The sequence below is a fragment of the Methylocaldum sp. GT1BB genome, assembly GCF_051027545.1.
Classification (GTDB): domain Bacteria; phylum Pseudomonadota; class Gammaproteobacteria; order Methylococcales; family Methylococcaceae; genus Methylocaldum.
The window spans coordinates 3,224,450-3,244,847 of record NZ_CP194902.1 but is presented as its reverse complement, the minus strand read 5'-3'; the positions used below and the strand labels follow the sequence as shown (position 1 = coordinate 3,244,847).

At 56.1% G+C, this 20,398-nt stretch carries 14 protein-coding genes; 5 read left to right on the top strand and 9 right to left on the bottom strand.

All coding sequences use genetic code 11. The features are described 5' to 3' along the window. Window positions 1-51: 51 nt before the first annotated feature. The 3 genes from ACR2TX_RS15950 (at window position 52) to ACR2TX_RS15940 (ending at window position 4,861) form a co-directional block, all read left to right on the top strand. A complete protein-coding gene (locus ACR2TX_RS15950) occupies window positions 52-456 on the top strand; it encodes a c-type cytochrome (RefSeq protein ID WP_086135071.1) in 405 nt (134 codons plus the stop codon). 425 nt (window positions 457-881) lie between these two features. Next, a complete protein-coding gene (locus ACR2TX_RS15945) occupies window positions 882-1,808 on the top strand; it encodes an OmpA family protein (RefSeq protein WP_086135070.1) in 927 nt (308 codons plus the stop codon). Between the two features lie 377 nt (window positions 1,809-2,185). Then, on the top strand, window positions 2,186-4,861 hold the full coding sequence (locus ACR2TX_RS15940; protein ID WP_086135069.1) for a UPF0182 family protein: 2,676 nt from the start codon (window positions 2,186-2,188) through the stop codon (window positions 4,859-4,861). Between the two features lie 247 nt (window positions 4,862-5,108). Here the strand turns inward: ACR2TX_RS15940 and ACR2TX_RS15935 are convergent, their stop codons facing one another. Then, window positions 5,109-6,167, bottom strand: a complete 1,059-nt coding sequence (locus tag ACR2TX_RS15935; RefSeq protein WP_133718311.1) for a hypothetical protein — start codon at window positions 6,165-6,167, stop codon at window positions 5,109-5,111. Window positions 6,168-6,173: 6 nt separating this feature from the next. Between ACR2TX_RS15935 and thiO the strand changes: the two genes are divergently transcribed. Beyond that, window positions 6,174-7,268, top strand: a complete 1,095-nt coding sequence (gene thiO, locus ACR2TX_RS15930) for a glycine oxidase ThiO (protein WP_156879431.1) — start codon at window positions 6,174-6,176, stop codon at window positions 7,266-7,268. Window positions 7,269-7,603: 335 nt separating this feature from the next. Here thiO and ACR2TX_RS15925 read toward each other — a convergent pair whose 3' ends face one another. The 7 genes from ACR2TX_RS15925 to ACR2TX_RS15895 all read right to left on the bottom strand — a co-directional run bounded on the left by ACR2TX_RS15925 (window position 7,604) and on the right by ACR2TX_RS15895 (window position 17,436). Next, a complete protein-coding gene (locus ACR2TX_RS15925; protein ID WP_086135066.1) occupies window positions 7,604-7,849 on the bottom strand; it encodes a formate dehydrogenase subunit delta in 246 nt (81 codons plus the stop codon). A gap of 44 nt (window positions 7,850-7,893) precedes the next feature. After that, window positions 7,894-8,724: a formate dehydrogenase accessory sulfurtransferase FdhD gene (gene fdhD, locus ACR2TX_RS15920; protein ID WP_077729811.1), complete on the bottom strand. Its 831-nt coding sequence runs from the start codon at window positions 8,722-8,724 to the stop codon at window positions 7,894-7,896. A gap of 9 nt (window positions 8,725-8,733) precedes the next feature. Beyond that, window positions 8,734-11,580 carry a formate dehydrogenase subunit alpha gene (fdhF, locus tag ACR2TX_RS15915; protein ID WP_434130088.1) on the bottom strand — a complete coding sequence of 949 codons (2,847 nt, stop codon included), beginning with the start codon at window positions 11,578-11,580 and terminating at the stop codon, window positions 8,734-8,736. A gap of 72 nt (window positions 11,581-11,652) precedes the next feature. Continuing rightward, the gene (locus ACR2TX_RS15910; protein ID WP_077729813.1) at window positions 11,653-13,203 is read right to left on the bottom strand and encodes a formate dehydrogenase beta subunit; all 1,551 of its coding nucleotides are present in this window, start codon (window positions 13,201-13,203) and stop codon (window positions 11,653-11,655) included. Then, a complete protein-coding gene (locus tag ACR2TX_RS15905) occupies window positions 13,200-13,679 on the bottom strand; it encodes a formate dehydrogenase subunit gamma (RefSeq protein WP_434130086.1) in 480 nt (159 codons plus the stop codon). Before ACR2TX_RS15905 ends, ACR2TX_RS15910 begins: the two co-directional genes overlap by 4 nt. Before the next feature lie 537 nt (window positions 13,680-14,216). Then, the gene (locus tag ACR2TX_RS15900) at window positions 14,217-14,492 is read right to left on the bottom strand and encodes a hypothetical protein (RefSeq protein WP_086135061.1); all 276 of its coding nucleotides are present in this window, start codon (window positions 14,490-14,492) and stop codon (window positions 14,217-14,219) included. A gap of 1,516 nt (window positions 14,493-16,008) precedes the next feature. After that, window positions 16,009-17,436, bottom strand: a complete 1,428-nt coding sequence (locus ACR2TX_RS15895; RefSeq protein WP_434130083.1) for a hypothetical protein — start codon at window positions 17,434-17,436, stop codon at window positions 16,009-16,011. Between the two features lie 167 nt (window positions 17,437-17,603). On the opposite strand from ACR2TX_RS15895, the gene trmB reads away from it, so the two are divergent. Then, window positions 17,604-18,353 carry a tRNA (guanosine(46)-N7)-methyltransferase TrmB gene (gene trmB / locus ACR2TX_RS15890; protein ID WP_434112330.1) on the top strand — a complete coding sequence of 250 codons (750 nt, stop codon included), beginning with the start codon at window positions 17,604-17,606 and terminating at the stop codon, window positions 18,351-18,353. Here trmB and ACR2TX_RS15885 read toward each other — a convergent pair. After that, window positions 18,350-20,335: a dynamin family protein gene (locus tag ACR2TX_RS15885; RefSeq protein ID WP_434130081.1), complete on the bottom strand. Its 1,986-nt coding sequence runs from the start codon at window positions 20,333-20,335 to the stop codon at window positions 18,350-18,352. The two genes, trmB and ACR2TX_RS15885, sit on opposite strands and share 4 nt — an antisense overlap. Window positions 20,336-20,398 lie beyond the last annotated feature (63 nt).

The following is a 20,398-nucleotide window of genomic DNA, read 5'->3' as shown; positions in this document are numbered from 1 at the left end:
GTCTTGTCGAGTGCCCGGCTATTCAAACACGAACTTAGGAGGAGTTTGATTATGAGATCTTGTTCCGCAACAGCCGTTAAATCGGCATGGGGCATTATCGCCTGTTGTCTGCTTATCGCTGGCGCGCATACGGCACGCGCCGAGGGACCATACAAAGTCGAAGGCAACAAGGTCGATAAAGCGACCTTCGAAGGCTGGAAAATCTACAAACGGCAACGCTGCGAAACCTGCCATGGCCCCACCGGCGAGGGCGGCCCCGCTTTTCCCAATCTGCTCAACAGCATGAAGAATCTCTCGAAGGAACAATTCCAGCAAGTCGTTTTGGAAGGCCGGAAGAATATGCCTGCCTACAAAGGCAATAAGGCGGTCGTCGATAACATGGACGGCCTTTACGCCTATCTAAAAGGCCGCTCGGATGGTGCCATCCCGGCTGGCGAGCTGGTCGAAATGCAGTGACTTGTCTTAGAAAGCACCGTTTGACGGGAGCGCCATTCCAGTCGATGTCGCGACGGTGAATTCCTCCCCCTGACCGGGGGAGGCATCTCCGCAGCCCCGTCGAAAGGGCCGGGATGGCGGTGTTTCCAACGAACGCTGTCAGTCCCGGAACACCTTGTCTCTCTTCGATCGGTCGGTTCCGAACCTTCCCCTTCACACGCTCTTACCTCGGTACGATTCAGTCGAGATGAATTCAGATCTCTAACCTAGAAACGGCAGTTGGACGCGTCCGAGTGCCGTTTCTAGGTTTAAACTCCTCCGCCTCTCCGGCAACTGAAGAAACCCGCATCAAACAAAACCTACGTTACACTGTATCCGTTTGGGTGATACGGCGAACACGCCGCTCACTCGTTACAAAGCAAGCACGTCCATTCGAGGAGACAATAATGTTTAAGAACACTATTACCGCCAGCGTAGTCGCCATGTTATTGACGGGCTGCGCGAGTGGTCCTTACGGGGGTTCACCGCAATTCGGCAAGACCGGCACGGGGGCATTGATAGGGGCGGCCAGCGGCGCAGGGCTAGGCGCAATCATCGCCAAGGACAAGGGGAAAGGCGCGCTCATTGGCGCCGGCGTAGGCGGATTGCTGGGCGCCGGAGTGGGTGCTTACATGGATCGCCAGGAGACGCAACTGCGCGATCAGTTGGCAGGTACCGGCATCGAAGTGCAGCGGAGCGGCAATGATCTGGTTCTGAACATGCCGAACAATGTCACTTTTGCCTACAACTCCGACCAAATCTCACCGCAAGCGGCAAGTGCGTTGACCCAAGTCGCGTCGACTTTGAATCAATTTCCGGAAACATTGCTCACCGTGGTCGGACATACCGATTCGGACGGCAACGACGCGTACAATATGGACCTGTCTCGCCGGAGAGCCGGCGCCGTCTCCGAGTTCTTGATGGCACAGGCCGTTGCCGGCGGTCGCCTGCACACGGTCGGAATGGGCGAAAGTCAGCCTATCGCCAGCAATAGCACGGAAGAAGGTAAAGCACGCAACCGTCGGGTGGAGCTGTTGATTCGCCCCAATCAAGCTGCCGCACAGCAACCCGTAGCGCCGCAGAACCCAGGTTACTACCCCGCACCAACCGGAACTTATCCGCAAAACGGCTATCCTCAGCCGAACGCTTATCCGCAGCAGCCCGGCAGCTATCCTCAACCGAGCACTTACCCTTATCCCCAACAACCGGGCGGCTACCCTCAACCGGGAACTTACCCCCAACAGCCGACAGGATACCCTCAGCAAGGCAATTATCCGCAATATCCTAACAGCGATCCGCAGCAGACCTATCCGACTCGCACTTATCCGTATTGATTCATCGGATTCGGTCTTTTTTCTTTTGAGGAAGCCGTAGAAGCCTGTCTATGAAGCTTTTGCGACACGGACAGGGAATATTTCTCGTTTTCCAGATTACTCAACGGCTTATTACCTGTTGAAAAGTGGCGAACGTCGCTTTTTTCGGCACCATTCGTTCCGGGGCGGACCGAGATTCCCGCCCCTTTCGAACGGCCTTGTCACTAATTAAGCATCTACTTGTCTCACTAGAGTCTAGGTATTATCTTACGGCGTAGTCTGGCCGCTACAAATGCAACTCTAGTCCGGCTTCCCGATGCCGCTTTTTGAAACTGCGGCTCCGCCCCGCTATCCCAACCAGTCCGACAGCAAGAATCAGAATTACTCGAGAGGACCCTATGCAAAATTGGAAACGACTGCTGATGTTGATTGCCGCCGCCATCATTGGCTTGGCTGTCGTGCTTTTGGCATCCGGCATCGCTTTGACGAATTTCATAGTGGATTATTGGTGGCACGACGAGCTCGACTATGGCGGATATTTTTGGCTTAAACTTCTTTATCGCTACATTTTGTCGGGTAGCGTCACTCTGTTTTTCTTCTTCATCTTCTTCCTGAATTTCTGGGCTGCGTCCCGTTATCTCGGCATAGACGAAACCGCCTTTGCCAGATTGGGCCATACCGAAGGAACCCGCTACCGGCGATTGTTGAAACTCTTTCAAACCGGCTCTTTGCGGGTTTACACGCCATTGTCCTTAATTTTGGCCATTCTCATCGCGATTCCGTTCTACAAACAATGGAATGCCGCATTGCTGTTCTTGTTTGCTCCCAGCGCCGGAGTCACCGATCCGGTATTCGGGAACGATGTCAGCTTTTACATGTTCTCCTACCCGATCTTCACGCTGATTCAAAGGGAATTGCTCATCGCATCGATCATCGCGACGCTGGCGATCGCACTCCTTTATTGGCTGGAGCATCGGTTACTTCCGGGCGAAAAAAGGGAGTGGCCTATCGGCGCGAGAATTCACCTCAGCGGCCTGGTCATCATCACCGCGCTGATCGTGGCATGGGGTTTCATTCTCTACCGCTTCGGACTGCTATATACGGACGTCCACGAGCCCCAATTCTTCGGCCCGGGGTTCATCGAACTTCGCTATCACTTGCCTTTGATTTGGCTCGCTATTTTGACCCTGCTTGGGGCGGTGGCCGCCAGTTTGATCTATGTACACCGAGGCAACGGATTGACTGCACTGGTCAGTTTGGTCCTCATTTTCTCAGTCGCTTTGGGTGCCCGTAAGATCGACTTCATCCCCGGCTTGATCGATCGGTTTGTGGTAAAACCGAATCCCGTCAAGGTCGAGCAAGAGTTCATGCGGAACAATATCAATGCGACCCTTGCCGCTTATGAGCTGAACGACATCAAGATCATCGATGTCATGCCGGGTCTCCCTAACCGAGATATTCTCGATCAGGCCTTCCGCGAACACCTGTACAACATTCCGGTCTGGGATCCCGAATACCTTGACGACGTGTATCAGCAGATGCAGGGTATTCGGCCCTACTATCGCTTTCCAGGCGTGGACATTGCACGCTATGTAATCAACGGCCGGCTCGAGCAGGTGAATCTTTCCTCGCGCGAAGTCAACATCACCAAGCTGCCGTCCGAGGCTCAGAATTGGGAAAACACCCACCTCCGTTATACCCATGGCTACGGTGCGGTCATTACGCCCGCCGCTCAGGATGGCGAAACGCCGATGAAGTGGTTTCTCCGCGACTTGACCCTTCAGTCAGGAGTCGGCTTCGCGATCGAAAAGCCCGACATCTATTTCGGCGAAGAGAACTTAACCTACGCGATCGTACCGAATCGGCTCAGCGTGGTAGGCATTTCCAGCTTCGACGAGGAATCCAGCTACAACTATACCGGCAGCGGCGGGGTGCCGATTTCCTCGTTTTTCAGGAGACTGCTTTTCTCAATTTATTTCAGAGACGAGAAACTGTTTTTTTCGGTCAACATCCGCGGTGACAGCCGGGCGCTGTTCCGGCGCAACATCATCGATCGGATCAAGAGCCTCACGCCCTATTTGTCCTTGGACAACGACCCCTACGCCGTCGTCACGCCAAAGCGTATCTACTGGATCGTAGACGCCTACACGACTTCCGGCCTGTACCCGGTCTCAAAAACCTCGGTCACCCGTTTCAATCGGGACAGCGAGGATAAGCAATTCAATTACATCCGCAACTCGGTCAAAATCGTCATCGACGCTTTCGACGGTAACGTCGACTACTACGTCGCGAACCCAAACGATCCCATCATCCAAGGCTACAGAAAAGCTTATCCGGGTGTCTTCAAGGATATGAGCGCCATGCCGCCGATGCTCCGAGAGCAACTTCGCTATCCCAAGGATATGTTCACCACTCAGATGAGCATCTACGCCCGCTATCATCAAACCGACCCGGCTTTGTTCTTCCAGCAGGCGGAGACCTGGGATTTTCCTCTGGTCAACGATTCCATCCTGAAGCCCTTTTACTTCACAACTTACCTGTTGGAGGGACTTCGTGAGCCAGAAAACTTCGTTCTGATCAACCCGATGACCCCCATAGGACGGAGCAACCTCAGCGTGCTGGCAGTCGCGGGCACGCCGGCCGCCAGGGGGGGACGTACCGACTTTTTCAAGGAGATCGTCCTCTACAGATTCAGCCGCGAGGTCCAGGTCGAAGGCCCGTCTCAAGTCAGCGCTCTGATCGACCAGGACCCGGAGATCGCAAGACAGTTTGCCCTTTGGGACCAAAAGGGCTCGCATGTATTGCGCGGCCGCATCATCGTCCTGCCGGTGGGTCGATCGGTCTTGTATGTACAGCCCGTTTACATCGTCTCGACCGGCACCACGAGAATCCCGGAACTGCAACGGATCATTTTATCGATGGGAAACGTCGTCATTATGGATGCGTCTTTGGAGAGGGGAATGGAAAGACTCCAGGAGCGGCTAAGGGAAATAGGGCCCCAAGTACCGCCTAGCCCTCCGACGGCGCCCGTGGAGCCGCCACCGCCGCAATTGCCTGAAATCAGGCCGATGTAAGGCAAGACGAGTTTCGAGAAATCCACGGAACACGATCGCGGCAGTGAAAAGAATCACTGCCGCGATCGACCCTCTAGGCACGTAGGAAAAAGAAGCGGACAGACCGTTGTCCTAGGTCCTAGAAACGGCGGTTGGAACGTACCCGAGTGCGCGGCGTCACCCAAACGGTTCAGCGGATAGCCGCCGGGCTGTCCAAACTCGGACAGCTTCTCCGGTATTGCCTAACCACACAGTTGCCGTTTTTGGACTATCGGACTTTTGGCAACAGTTCGGTCGGCGAAGGCAACTCCTGTTTGTCGGTCGCTTTGATATCGATCGGCGTCGCATTCGTGGGATCGGAATCAGACTGTAGTTCGGGCAAAGGAGGCAGCCCATTCTCCAGCTCGCCTGGATCTGTCGGCAAGGTTTCCGCTCCTGATTCGCCTGCTTCCGGAGATACCGGGGCTTCGTCATCTTCCAAGGTTTCCAAAGTATCCAGCTTATCTTCAAAAGTGGAGCCGGTATCGAGCGAAATCAGGCATCTTTCAGGCAAAGCCAACTTGTGTTCCGCTCCGGTAAATTCGATTTTCAAAACCCCTTTCAACGAGCGAGGTCCGGCAGCCAAGTATTGCTTCTTGACCGAATATTCCAGCAATGCCGAATCCAACTGATCGCCTACGGTAAAATCCAAAGGTGTTGCTATAGCGTCATCCGAACCGCCTTGCGAGAAGAAGGTTTCGAGCTTCAACTTATCGCCAGTCGGAACGCCGACGCCGCTGCCGGTGGCAAAAAAGCCCTGTAACTTGGCGCGCGCCATGATCTTTCCATTGATGCCAGGCGGAAATTCATGCTCGAATTTGATGACCACCTCCTGTTTCACCGGCGGTTTGGCAACAAAGGTGGCATTCGCAATGCTGACCGAGTTGTTCCGCGAGCCGTTGTAGCAAATTCTCGGAGTTTGGCCCGGATTATCGGCCTCGATTCGCACACCTCGATAATCACCGGTAATATCGACGCAGGTTTCGCCGGGCGCTTGCGGTGCAAGCCGGGTACCCTGAATATCTACTACCAGTCCGGAAGAAACGCCGGGCAAGAAAGACAGTAAAATAGACGCGGCGGATAAACTTTTTTTCCAAGGCATTGATGTTCCTCTAGTCGATTTCATATCCCACGGCCATGCTCGGCATTGTGTCCGTCGTGGCGCAGGGATGTCGGTGAGTCGAAATATAGCAAGCTTCGCATAAATGTCTCCACCGAAATACACCCAGAAAAGCGCATCGCAATGCGCACAAGACGTTTTTCGAATAACTCTCGACCAGCTTGGCAAATTGGTATGACGGATATCATCATCATCGGCGGTGGCGTTATCGGACTGATGACGGCGCGCGAACTCATAAGATCTGGCGCTCGCGTTCTCATCCTGGAAAGGCAGATGATTGGTCGGGAGTCTTCGTGGGCGGGCGGCGGAATTCTCAGTCCGCTCTATCCCTGGCGAGCCGTGGAGCCGATCCTCCAACTCTGGCTTCCAAGTCATGCTGAATATCCCAAGCTTGCCGAAACTCTACATCGCCGCACCGGGATCGATCCGGAATGGCGAAAGAGCGGATTATTGATTGCCGACTGCGAGAACGTGCATCTCGCGGAAACTTGGTGTGAAAGCTACGGGATTGCCTACGAACGGCCGGATCTCGCGCGCTTCCGTGAACTGGAGCCTGCCGTGCAATTTATGCCGAGTTCCCCCATATTCCTGCCTGACATCGCTCAGGTCAGAAATCCGAGATTGCTCCGAGCATTGCAGTCGGAGCTATTGGCAGACGGCGTGCAAATTTCGGAACACCGGACGGTCACCGAGATTGCCGTGGACCGCAGCAAGATCACGCATATTAACGCCGGGAACGAAACTTACTCCGCCGACCAATACGTCATTACTGCCGGAGCTTGGTCGGGAACGATGAGTGATCGCTTTTTTTTCGTGCCGCACCTCGACGTGGAACCAGTGAAAGGACAGATGATCGTCTTTTCGGCTGAGCCGGAGTTGCTCAGACATATGGTCCTGAGCCGAGATCACTACTTGATTCCTCGAAAAGACGGAAAGATCTTAGCGGGCAGTACCTTGGAGCACTCCGGCTTCGACAAGAGCACCACAGAGTCCGCACGGGACGAGCTTGCCGAGTTTGCCTATACCGTGCTCCCGGCACTCCGCGCTTGCTCGATTGAAAAACACTGGGCGGGACTGCGCCCCGGCTCGCCTAGGGGTATCCCGTATATAGGCAGGCATCCTGAGATTCAGAATTTACATTTCAATTGCGGCCATTTCCGCAACGGATTCGCCATGGCACCGGCTTCTGCCCGCCTCCTGGCCGACCTCCTCTTCGCCCGTACTTCTGAGCTTTCTCCGGAGCCTTATTCTCTGACTGCCGAGCATTGAGCAAATAGCCGGCGCTTTTTAGAGCGTTTTTCATCCCGGTGTACGGATTCGTGTGGGGCGGGAAGAACATAGGTCGGCAATCCCTTGCCGACAAAGCCCTTTGCCGAGCCGGTACGTCGGCAAGGGATTGCCGACCTACATATGGGGCTCCCTTACACCGAATCAGAAAATGCCCTATTGACTCGGTCTAAGAATATAGGCCGGGTTTATCCGGGGCAGGGCTTCTTAGCGCGGCGACAAGCCACGCGAGCTAGGCCTAAGCGTGTAAACCGGCTTGGACGGCGGCCCGAAATGCCAGAAAGGCATTTACGGGCCTGATTAACAATCGGCTAGCTTCAGCCGTCGCCGGATTCCTTCAGCGATACGGTTTCATCCGCCAGTTCGGCGACAGCTGCTCGCGGCAATTCACTCAGACCGATCCCGCCTTCCCGATGGTGAGCGATGATGGCTTTACGCATTCTAGGGTCCCAGAATTTCCGGATGTGATCGGCGATGCCATGTATCGCAATGGATCGGTCCGGCTCGGCATTAAAAAAATTGCCGATGTCATTGGCCATTTTTACCAGATTTTCGATATTCATGATCTTCTTGTTTGAGAGGTTGAAGGCTTGGCGGCGTTAAGCGCTCAGGCCTTGCTGTGCAGCAGGCGTTGCGGATTTGCGTAAACCACATGCTTGTCGCCACGGGCAAATCCGACCAGCGTGACCCCCGCATCTTCGGCCAAGCGCACCGCGAGTCCGGTAGGCGCTGAGATCGCGGCCAGAAAACCGATGCCGACGGACGCGCATTTCTGCACCATCTCATAACTGGCCCGGCTGGTTACCACCACGAAGCCACTGCCGAAATCGACACCTTGCCGCGCCAGCGCGCCGATAAGCTTGTCCAGCGCATTATGTCGGCCGATATCCTCGCGAACCCACTGTATGCCTTGTCCCGGCACGGCCCAAGCCGCCGCGTGTACCGCCCCAGTGATACGGTTTAACCTTTGATGCTCCGATAGTTCGGCGAGCACCCGAATCAATTCCGGCGCCGACACTTGCACACCCTGCCCTACCGGACCCGGCCGGCGCATGGCCTGTTGGAGCGTGCGCGCACCGCAAAGCCCGCAGCCGGTCCGTCCGGCGAGATTGCGCCCTTTCTCCGCGGCACCCGCGCAACGCGCCTCCGGAATGCGTAGGCGCACCTCGATTCCCTCGGAACGCTGGTAAACCTTTATCGACTCCACCTCGCCCGGCGACGCGACGATAGCCTCAGTAAGGCTGAACCCCAGAGCGAAATCCTCCAGATCCAAAGGCGTCGCCAGCATGACGGCATGCGATTCGCCGTTATACATCAAGGCAATCGGAGCTTCCTCGGCGATACAGTCGTCCTGATTGGCATGTTTATCGCCATGCCAGCGCTCAACCGGACTGACTCGATAACTGGGCCACCCCAATTCGGAGGCGAGAACGGCCATCTCGCAGTCTCAACCGGTGGCCGATGTACGTTGCTCGAGCAACGCCAACTGTTCCTCCGAGAACTCCTGGTATCGGCGCTGCCATTCCGAGGGGCCGGAAACTTTGGTGACTTGCACCGCCGTCACCTTGTACTCAGGGCAATTGGTCGCCCAGTCGGAATTGTCTGTAGTAATGACATTGGCGCCCGATTCCGGAAAGTGGAAAGTGGTATACACCACGCCCGGCTGCACCCGTTCGGTGAGGGTGGCTCTCAGTACGGTTTCGCCCGAACGGCTCTTGATGCCCACCCAGTCGCCGTCCTTGATACCGCGTTGTTCCGCATCGTGCGGATGGATTTCCAGACGATCCTCCGAATGCCAGACCGAATTCATGGTGCGGCGGGTCTGCGCACCCACGTTATATTGGGACAGGATGCGGCCGGTAGTAAGGATCAGCGGATAACGGCTGCTGGTCCGTTCCTGGGTCGGCACGTATTCCGTCAGCATGAAGCGTCCTTTGCCGCGCACGAACTGGTCGATGTGCATGGTCGGCGTACCGATCGGCGCTTTCTCGTTGCACGGCCATTGCACGCTGCCCAGCTCGTCGAGCTTGGCGAAGCTGACGCCCGTGAAAGTTGGCACCAGCCGCGCGATCTCATCCATGATCTCGGACGGGTGCGAATAGTTCATGGGGTAACCCAAGGCATTCGACAGCAACTGGGTTACTTCCCAGTCCTCGTAGCCGGCCAAAGGCGGCATGACTTTCCTGACTGGGGAAATACGCCGTTCGGCATTGGTGAAAGTGCCGTTCTTTTCCAGGAACGACGCGCCCGGCAGAAACACGTGGGCGAACTTCGCAGTTTCATTCAAGAACAAATCCTGCACCACCACGCATTCCATGGCCCGGAGGGCGGCATGGACATGCTGGGTATCCGGATCGGACTGCGCGATATCTTCACCCTCGCAATACAGCCCCTTGAAGCTTCCGTCCAGCGCGGCGCCGAACATATTGGGGATGCGCAAGCCCGGCTCGGATTCCAGGGTTACGCCCCACGCCGATTCGAACTGGGCGCGGGTTTCGAAATCGGAAACGTGGCGATAGCCGGGGAATTCGTGCGGGAACGAACCCATGTCGCAGGAGCCCTGCACGTTGTTCTGGCCGCGCAAGGGGTTCACGCCCACGCCTTCCCGTCCGATATTGCCGGTCGCCATGGCCAAATTGGCGATGCCGATCACTGTGGTGGAACCCTGGCTGTGTTCGGTAACGCCGAGGCCGTAGTAAATCGCGGCATTGCCGCCGGTGGCGTAGAGCCTCGCCGCGGCGCGCACCGTCGCTGGCGGAACGCCGGTCACCGATTCGCTCGCTTCAGGCGAGTTGCGCTCTTCGCTGACGAAGGACTTCCACTTCTCGTAAGAGGCCGTTTCGCAGCGCTCCAGTGCGAAAGCGTCGTTTGAAAGGCCTTCAGTAACAATCACGTGGGCCAAGGCGTTGATCAGCGCCACATTGGTACCGGGGCGCAGTTTCAGATGGTAATCGGCCTTCACATGCGCGGATCTCACCAGATCGATGTCGCGCGGGTCCGCCACGATCAGCTTGGCGCCTTCGCGGATACGGCGCTTCATCATCGAGCCGAACACCGGATGGCCATCGGTGGGATTGGCGCCTATCACCATGATGACGTCGGCCTTCATGACCGAATCGAAAGTCTGGGTCCCGGCCGACTCGCCCAAGGTCTGCTTGAGGCCATAGCCGGTGGGCGAGTGGCAGACCCGGGCGCAGGTGTCGACGTTATTGTTGCCGAAAGCCGCGCGCACCAGCTTCTGCACCAGGTAGGTCTCCTCATTGGTGCAACGGCTGGAAGTCAAGGCGCCCACGGAATAGCGACCGTACTGGGCCTGAATATGCTTGAACTCGGATGCGGCATAGTTTATCGCTTCTTCCCAGGATACGACCTGCCATGGATCGTTGATGCTTTTCCGAATCATGGGCGTCGTAATGCGATCCTTGTGGGTCGCATAGCCGAAGGCGAAACGTCCCTTGACGCAGGAATGGCCGTGATTGGCGTGACCATCCTGGTTGGGCACCATGCGCACCACCTCGGCTCCCTTCATTTCCGCCTTGAACGAGCAACCCACGCCGCAATAGGCGCAGGTGGTGACAATGCTGTGTTCCGGCTGGCCCTTCTCGATTACGGACTTTTCCATCAGCGTCGCAGTCGGACACGCCTGTACACAGGCCCCGCAAGAAACGCATTCGGACTCCATGAAGGCCTGGTTCTGCCCGGGCGAAACCTTGGAGTCGAAGCCCCGGCCGTCCAGGGTCAAGGCGAAGGTACCCTGCACTTCTTCGCAGGCACGCACGCAACGGGAGCAGACGATGCACTTGGCCGGATCGAAGGCAAAATAGGGGTTGCTGGTGTCCTTTTCGGCCTTCAGATGGTTCTCGCCCTCGTAGCCATAACGCACTTCCCTGAGGCCCACCGCGCCGGCCATATCCTGCAATTCGCAATTGCCATTGGCGGAGCAGGTGAGGCAATCCAGCGGATGGTCCGAAATGTACAGTTCCATCACCCCGCGGCGGACTTTGGCCAATCGCTCGTTCTGGGTGCAGACCTTCATGCCTTCCGCCACCGGCGTGGTGCAGGACGCGGGCAGCCCTCGTCCGCCCTCGATTTGCACCAGGCATAAGCGGCAGGAACCGAAAGGTTCCAGGCTATCCGTGGCGCACAGTTTCGGGATCTGGATGCCGATGCTGGCCGCCGCTCTGAGAACCGATGTGCCCTCGGGCACGGTCACGCTGAAGCCGTCAATTTCCAAGGTGACCAGCTTGTCGGATTGGCTTGGGGGGGTGCCGAAGTCGTTATCACGTAGTGCCATGGGATGACTCCTGAGTCGTAAGATGCGCAATGCGCACCGCAAAGCATTCGGGGCGGGCGACGCACCCTATTTCTAAGCAGCTTTGTCTGCCGTGGAAATGCCGAAATCCTCGGGAAAATGGTTGAGAGCGCTCAACACCGGGTACGGCGTCATGCCGCCCAACGCACAAAGCGATCCATTGAGGAGGGTATCGGAAAGATCCCGGAGGAGCGCTAGGTTTTTCTCCCGGTCTACGCCTTCAATGATCTTGTCGATTACTTCTATGCCGCGAGTCGACCCGATTCGGCAGGGCGTACACTTGCCGCAGGACTCGATCGCGCAGAATTCCATGCCGTAGCGGGCCATCTTGGCCATGTCGACGGTGTCGTCGAAGGCCACCACGCCGCCGTGGCCGAGCACCGCCCAAATGGCGGAAAACGCTTCGTAGTCCAGCGGCGTATCGAACTGGGATTCCGGCAGGTACGCGCCCAAAGGCCCGCCGACCTGTACCGCGCGAATCGGCCTTCCGGTGGCGGAACCGCCGCCATAGTCGTAAAGGATTTCCCGTAAGGTGATACCGAAAGCCTTCTCGATCAACCCCGGATGCTTGATGTTGCCCGCCAATTGAATCGGCAGCGTGCCGCGCGAGCGGCCCATGCCGAAATCACGGTAGTATTCGCCGCCCTTGTCGAGAATGATCGGCACCGAAGCCAGCGAAATGACGTTGTTGATGACGGTCGGCCGTCCGAACAGCCCTTCGATGGCCGGCAGCGGCGGCTTGAAGCGGACCAGTCCCCGCTTGCCTTCGAGGCTCTCGAGAAGCGAGGTTTCCTCGCCGCACACATATGCTCCGGCGCCCAAACGAACTTCCAGATCGAAGCTCTTGCCGCTGCCCAGAATGTCTTTTCCGAGGTAACCGGACCGATACGCAGTGTCGATGGCCTCGTTCAGCGCACGATGGGCATGGGGATATTCGACGCGCAGATAAATGTAACCCTGGGTTGCACCCACCGCGAGCCCGGCGATGGTCATGCCCTCGATCAGAACTAACGGGTCCCCTTCCATGATCATGCGGTCGGAGAAAGTGCCCGAGTCGCCCTCGTCGGCGTTGCAGACGATGTATTTTATGTCCGATGCCGTATTCAACACCGTGCGCCATTTGATGCCGGTCGGAAAAGCCGCACCGCCGCGTCCGCGTAGCCCCGAGGTGGTGACCTCGTCAACGATGGCAGAGGGCTCCATGTCCAAAGCGCGGCGTAGGCCGCGAAAGCCCTGATGACCCAGATAGTCGTCCAGGCTGACCGGATCGGTGATCCCGACGCGGGCAAAGGTCAGCCTTTCCTGATTCTTGAAATAAGGAATGGCATCGGTCGGCCCAAGGCAAAGGGAATGCGAACCGCCCTGAAGAAAACCCGCCTCGAATAAGGAAGGCACGTCGCCGATACGCACGGGCCCATAGGCTATCCGGCCTTCCTCGGTAGCCACTTCTACCAGGGGCTCCAGCCAATACATGCCACGGGAGCCGTTACGAACCAAATCGATAGCGATATTTCGTTTGGCCGCTTCGGCCCGAATGGCGGCGGCGACCTGCTCGGCGCCGAGGGAAAGCGCGCTGGAGTCTCGAGAAACGTAAACGGTCGTCATTGCGCATCAACCTGCATATTTTCAATAATCTCGTCGAACGTCTCGGACGTCACGCGTCCGTATACGTCTTTATCGATCATGATCGATGGCGAACACGCGCAGTTGCCGAGACAATATACGGGCTCCAGGCTGAAAGCCCCGTCGCCGGTCGTTTCGTGGTAATCGATATTCAGCCGCTGCTTGGCATGAGTTTCCAGTGCGTCGGAACCCATCGCTTGGCAGGATTCGGCCCGGCACAGATAGATGGTGCGCTTGCCCGGCGGCGTGCTACGGAAATAGTGGTAAAAGCTGATGACGCCGTGCACTTCGGCGCGCGAAAGGTTCAGTTCCCCTGCGATCAGCGGGATGCTGTCCGGTGGCACATACCCTAATGCGTCTTGAATGCCGTGCAGAATCGGCAACAATGCACCAGGTTTATCCTTATCACAGCGGATAATTTCCTGCACGTGTTCCCGATCCCATTCGTGTTCTGTCATTTGCCCCTCGCTCAACTACCTCTAAGAATGGGTGGAAATCGCACAAACTTCGATAATCGCCATTCCCTCTCACTACTTAGAAAGTAAAGTAATTTATGCATCTATATGCACATTTTAAAGGCTCGTTGTCGCTTTGCAATATCTTTCTTGACTAAATTGCTAAGCTTTTCAGCAAAGCAACAACCTCGTTGGCGGTCATGAAACGCGATCAGGACAGAGGAAGGCGTTTGGATTAAGGTCGCGGGTACTCACCCGAGCGCTGTTCGTATCGGAACGCGCAGTGCAGCCCGAGTAATATGGCTACATGGAGAAGGCGCGGTATCGGTGAGACCGATTCGACCGATGCAGTCGAGTTGCGGCTTAGTATTGAATTACGATTACTACCCCTGGTGACACGGACATCGAAATTAAGCCGATTATGACCTTGGTCTTTTACCGACCGGTTCGGCACAAAGCGAGGTTCCGCGAGTGTGGAGGATCTGATTGAAACAAGACGGCCGGGGTCCAGGTGCCCCGGCCGTCTTATCGCCCCGAAGCTCAGCGCTTCTTGCTTACTTTCTCGTTATACGCGGTGATTTCCTCGGCATCGAGCTTGTCATCCTTGTTCGTGTCAGCCATGTTGAATATCTCCTCCGGGACCCCATTGGCCAGGGCGTCTTTCTTGGTTAGCGATCTCTCAGTTGACTGTTCCTCGGGCTGGGGAGTGGTGGCGCCGGGCACCGCGGGGTCGCCCGCGTCGCGGAACGCGTAGGCCGTACCGAAGGATAGCGAAATAACAGCGGCCAGAAGGCTCAACGTAGATTTTGTAGCCATGGATACACTCCTTTTGATGGTTAGAGGCAGTATGGTCGGAGCCACAACGACACCTCCAAGCAAGACCAGGGCCAATGCAACAACTTTATGATTATTGGAAATAATATGGCGAACTTCGAATATTCTTCACGAAAACCGTCGTTCTGCGACTACAGTCACAGAGCGATTGTGGATGGACACAAGATTCAACTCGGGTGCCTGTGGGAACAATGAAAACGGGCGCGTCGAAAAGCCTTCAAAAGGCCGGGGGATTGTAAAAAAGCCGCCGGAAACGAGGGGAGCCGCCTCATAAAGCCTCCTCTGTACCAGGTGTCGAACATCGCAGAACTACGTCCGACTCTTGGCCCAGTTGGAACTGGGAGTTATGCTCGAAAGTTGACGGGCCGGCAAAATTTGACCATTACCCGGAACTGGTCGAGCGCACAAAATCGGCCCTGCGCCCCCGCGCGAGGGGAATACCTGTTGCCAATTCTCCGCTGCCGTTGGGAACCGGGGTTCCTAAAAGTATGACTACGCAATCGGCATGGAACGACCGGTTTCCCCCATTGCCGATGGATTTCCCTCGGCTGCGGCTTGAGCACCGGTTGGCGGTTCGCGCTGAAACCGCCCCCGACAGCGGACGTCGTGCAGTGGCGTCATTTCCACAAACGAGGCGCCTCCATCCACCACCGGCCCCACAGCTAAAGTCTCTGGTGATCAGCGGCAGTTCTTTTCGATCAACGCCGCAGTAACTCGGGTCTCGCACCCGTACCTTGCATTTATGGATTTCCTATCGATGTCGACCATGCCCTCCCAATTAGATCTGGCATAGGTTTTGCTGGTTATCGCTTAGGCCAAGTCGACAAGCCTAAATTCTCTACCCTCGATAACTTCGGGAGACACTTATGAAAGTACGGCAACTACTTAGGACAGCACACCCTATTTTCTTGGCTCTACCCTTGTTGCTGATGGGATGCGAGCGATCCGAGCAACAACCCAGCATGCCGCCAAAGGAGTTAACCGCTCCGACTCCGGCCCCAGATTCCGATCTGCCTAAACCGAACCAAACGGAAGTGGTGCCCGTCACGCCGCCCCCATCGCCAGAAAGCAATACGACACCTTAAACGAGAAGCTTTCTCGTCCGCTCACTGGAAACAATGCGAACAAGCCCGGATGATTGCGAGCAGGAAACGGTCGACGACTGCTCGCAATCGTTCGGATACTTACAAGCGACCGTAGCGATTCAGCCTGCCGCCGGCGGGGGAACTCAAACGCTTCCGCCCCAGTGGCGCTATGCCACCGCTACCGCTCACTGAAGGCTTCTCATCCGCAGGCGCACGTTATCCACAGATGTGCCTTTCGTGACAGAACGTTGGAATTAGCGCCGGACGCGCAAAAAGCGACGTGGCCATCAACGATTGCTGCATCTCAAACGTCCATCCCGGACCATTTTACCACTGCAAGATGAGCTGTTCGGTAGACTGCATGCGAATAGTAGAACTGAGGCTGCTTTCAGTTGGCTGTCGGACACAAACACTTATTCCAGGTTTACGTCCGGAATCACACAACTGACCCGACCGACGCTGTCATTCGCAAGTCCCGCAGGAATTTGCAAAAAGGTTCGAGTCGTGTTCGGTTCGATCGTTCCCGATAATACGGCTTTTAGAGGCTCCAAAAGCTCCAGATCCTTGGAATACTGAAGACAAACCACTTCGATTCCGCTGATTCGCCGTTCACTGCCGTTCTTGATAGAAAAATCGAACAACATCGTTTTGTCTGCTGGATCTAAAGTCCAGCTAAAATCCGTCAGCTCGATCGCGCGTAGGATTTCGTATTTCGCACGCGTGTCGGAACCGGTCGGGGGCTGCACGGATTCTTCCTTGGTGAGTTCGGGCGATGAACCATCCGGCGGCGTGATCCCTTCGCCGATGCTAGTCGACGTACTCTCCCGAAGCAGGGCTTTTTCATCCAAGCTCGCCGATTCGGTCTGCCGGCGAGCTTCGTCTTGCGCGACACGTCCGTGCCGATGCTCGGCAAACCGTGTACCCAGCTGCCAAGCCGCGGTCGCAAGCAATATGGTCAGGAGCAAAGAAGCAAGCACGTGAGCGTAACGGCGGAACCATGGCTTTTGAGACCCACCCTCACGGCACTCCGCCGGCGCGGTAGCCGTTTCCTCCTCATATTCGGTTTCGCCGCGCTTCTTTGGGCTTGGGCTTATCGGGCCAGCCCCGTAACCGACCGCATCCCAAATCGCCTTTTCCTCGGGCACAATTCTGCCGGCGAACGGCGGCTTCAACTCCTTCGCACGGGCAGACGTGCCGCGCGCGTCACTTTTACTTTTGTGTTCGTTCAAAGCATGCCGAAATGCGAGGCATGCTTCGCCAAGGTGTCTCAGAACGTCTTTGATGAATTTTTCGTACAATACTAGGCGCACTTTTTGATGAATCGGAACCTCGATCCGATCGAGAACCGCTGACAACGCATCCAATATCGCGACGGGGCTCCAGGGTGTGGCCGGTAATGAATCAAGCGCTCGGCCGACTACCTCGGCATAAGTTTCATCGAGACGACGAATACTTTGACCGTGTTGGAGTTCGACGTCCCGAACCCCACGGGCCAGATGCTCGTCCACCGCAAATGTCCGCCGATAGCCTGGTATTTGGCCGGTCTGCCATGCACGGTCACCGGCGTCCGCGCTAGAGTTCTGCTTGCCGGCATCCTGTTGATCCGAAAAACGCGCAAAAGAACCCAGCAATTCCTGGCTAAGACTTTCCGAAACGACCTCTTGATCAAGGTGAAGAGTTGTCCACACGTCGGCAAGATGATCCTGTAATGTCGAATCGAAGCTTTCGATGTTTTGAACAGCCGTCGCTAGATTCAAATCGTCCAACATGTAGCGAAAGCGATCTTGAATGACGCCTACGAATGTCGACCGATAAAGTTCGATTAATACCGGAAAATCCATCGTATTTTTTGGTCCGTCAAGCATGGATACCATTTTATAATTCTCACCTATTTATGCGGCGGAACAGGAGCACGAGTCGAGGCCGGCTCCGCTAAAATAGTCGGTCGAGTTCTTCCATCTTTTCGGTTCCGCACTTCCGAACAAATTCGAAATCAGGCATCCTGCCCATGAACGACAGCCTAAACGCGTCCGTTAATTCCGGCTCGAACAACTCGGTCCAAGACAGTGATTCGCACCACCGTTCCATCCGCAGCTTCACTCTCCGCCAAGGTCGATTCACCGTAGCGCAACGGAGAGCCATGGAGGCTCTTTGGCCCATCTATGGACTAAATGTCGCCGATACGCCCCCCGATTTCGAGGCGATTTTCGGCCGGGGCGCGCCTCTGGTCGTCGAAATCGGCTTCGGTAACGGCGAAACTCTGGCACAACTCGCCGGCGACCAGCCGCAGACCAACTTCATAGGCGTAGAAGTCCACCGACCTGGCGTCGCGCAGTTGCTGGCGCGCCTAAAAGAACGCGAACTAAATAATGTGCGTATTTTTTGCGCCGACGCTGTCGACATCCTGACAAATCAGATCGCTGACGGAAGCCTTTCGGGCGTGAACTTGTTTTTCCCGGATCCGTGGCCCAAAAAGCGCCACCACAAACGCCGACTGGTCAACCCGGAATTTATCAGCCTCGTAGCGCGGAAGCTCAAGTACGGTGGCTATTTTCATGCCGCCACGGACTGGGAAGATTATGCTCAGCACATGCTGGACGTGCTCGAACATTGCGATCGTCTTGAAAACACCGCAGGCGGGAGCAAGTTTTCCCCTCGCCCGACGCACAGAGCGTTGACCAAATTCGAACGCCGCGGACAAGAGCTCGGACACGGCGTATGGGATTTGATTTTTATCCGGCGAGCAGACGATCTTTAGCCGGCCACTGCTTCCGCGGGTTGGAACGGCCCCTCCTCCGCCTCGACCTCTGGCTGTACGTCATCCAGCTGCATCGCTTGCCGTATGGCCAGGAGTTCATCGTATTGCCGACGGAGCGGCTCCAAAGCCTGGGTGAGCGCGGCGATCTCCTGATCCAAGGAGTGACTGGATTCGTTGATCTTGCGCAATACGTCCAGCTTGCTTTCGATTACGCGTTTATGATCCCGAATTTGATGGATAAGCGGCGTAAGGGCCATGCCGGACCAACCCACCGCATCCTTGTGTGCGTGCAGAAAAAGCTCTCGGGCGCGGGCGACAACCGTTGTATAAAGCTTTACCACAACCATGCTCTGCTCCATCAAAGTTGACGAAGCACTGTCTCTGAAAGCCTCCCCTTCCTTGAATACCCGCTCCAGTTCGGCCTGATATTTCTTGAGCGAGAGCGACGGCGCCTTGAGATCGGCAAAGCCATATTCCTCCTGGAATTTTCCGTATATCCCTTTCACCAGTTTTCGACTTTCCTCAGAGATCGACACGGCTTTGACAAGCACGCCGTTCAACTCCTCGAGCACTCCCGCCATGACCGATTTCATCCCGATCGTCGTCAGACTTCCGGCCATCTGCCGCCGAGTTCGCTTGATAATCTCATCGATGCTTTCCGGCGCCAGGGACTCGACCAAAGCCTTGGCCTGCACCGCGAACACCCGTCGGCTCGCCTGAAATTGGTTTACGCTGGCCAAATAAGCATTTTGCTGGTCTCGGGTCTCGGTCATCAGCTGCTTGATCTTGTCCCGATTATTGACATCGACATTGCGGAGATCGTTGATCTGGCGCTCGGCATCCGCTATATGGGCCTGCAGTACACCGGTCGATTCGGTAACCAAATGGCCGATCCTCTCGGTGACCGACGTCATCAGCAGATTCTGCCTCTCCTTTACCACTTTTTCGGCCAAGAAACTCTCAAAAAGATGGAGACGGCTTTTTTCCAGGAGTTCTTGGTCGCCCTTCACTTTGGCAAGCAAAGCCTGTTTGGCGGTCAAGGGAAAAATCGAGCTCGCGTCGACTTCCAAAGTTCTGGCAACTGAGTCGATTTGGGCGCGAATCGATTTCTCGATGACGTCGTCTCCGTGCAAATCCCCCCACATCGAATCGATCTTGTTCATGACCACCGCCAGACCGCTTCTTTTCTGCTGGCCTTGGCGGGAACCCCGAACATGGTTGCACCACATATCCAGATCGCTCTTGGTAACCCCGGTATCCGCTGCAAGCACGAAGATAACCGCTTGAGCGCTGGGCAGCATGTGCAAGGTCAACTCGGGTTCCGCCCCGAGTGCGTTGAGACCGGGTGTGTCCAGAATGGTAAGGCCTTCCTTTAAGAGGTAATGCGGAAAACTGATCAATGCGTGACGCCAGCACGGAATCTCGACGGTCTCCGGCGCCACCACCTGTCCCGGATGAAGATCTTCGTTGTACAGACCGAGCTGCTTCGCTTCTTCGAGCGGCACACGCTTGGTTGCGGTCAGCTCTTGAAATGCTTCCTGCATTTGCACCGGCGAGGTGCAATCCAATTCGATCTGCATCCAACTCTGCGGGTGTCGCTTGTATTCGCTGAGCGATGCCTGGTTCAGACGGCTCTCGATCGCCAAGAGTCGGATATAGGCACCGCCTTCGGGGTCGTAAAAGATCTCCGTCGGACACATGGTTGTTCTTCCGGGAGATGATGGCAAAAGCCGAACACCGGTATCCGAGAAAAACAAAGCGTTAATGAGCTCGGTCTTGCCTCGCGAAAATTCGGCGGCGAAGGCAAGCACAATACGATCCGCGCGCAAGCTGTCGAGCATGCCCAGAAGAGTTTCATTTACGGCATCGCTGTTCAATTCATGCTGATCAAGCCAGGAACGATATCGCTCAACCGCCTGGCTCAGTTGCTCACGCCACTGGCCGTAGCCTCGCAGCTTGTCTTCTAAATGAATGATGCTCATCTCCGACTCTCGACCCGATCGTCTAGTGGAATAAAGTGCAATTCTGGGGACAGTTGGGATGAA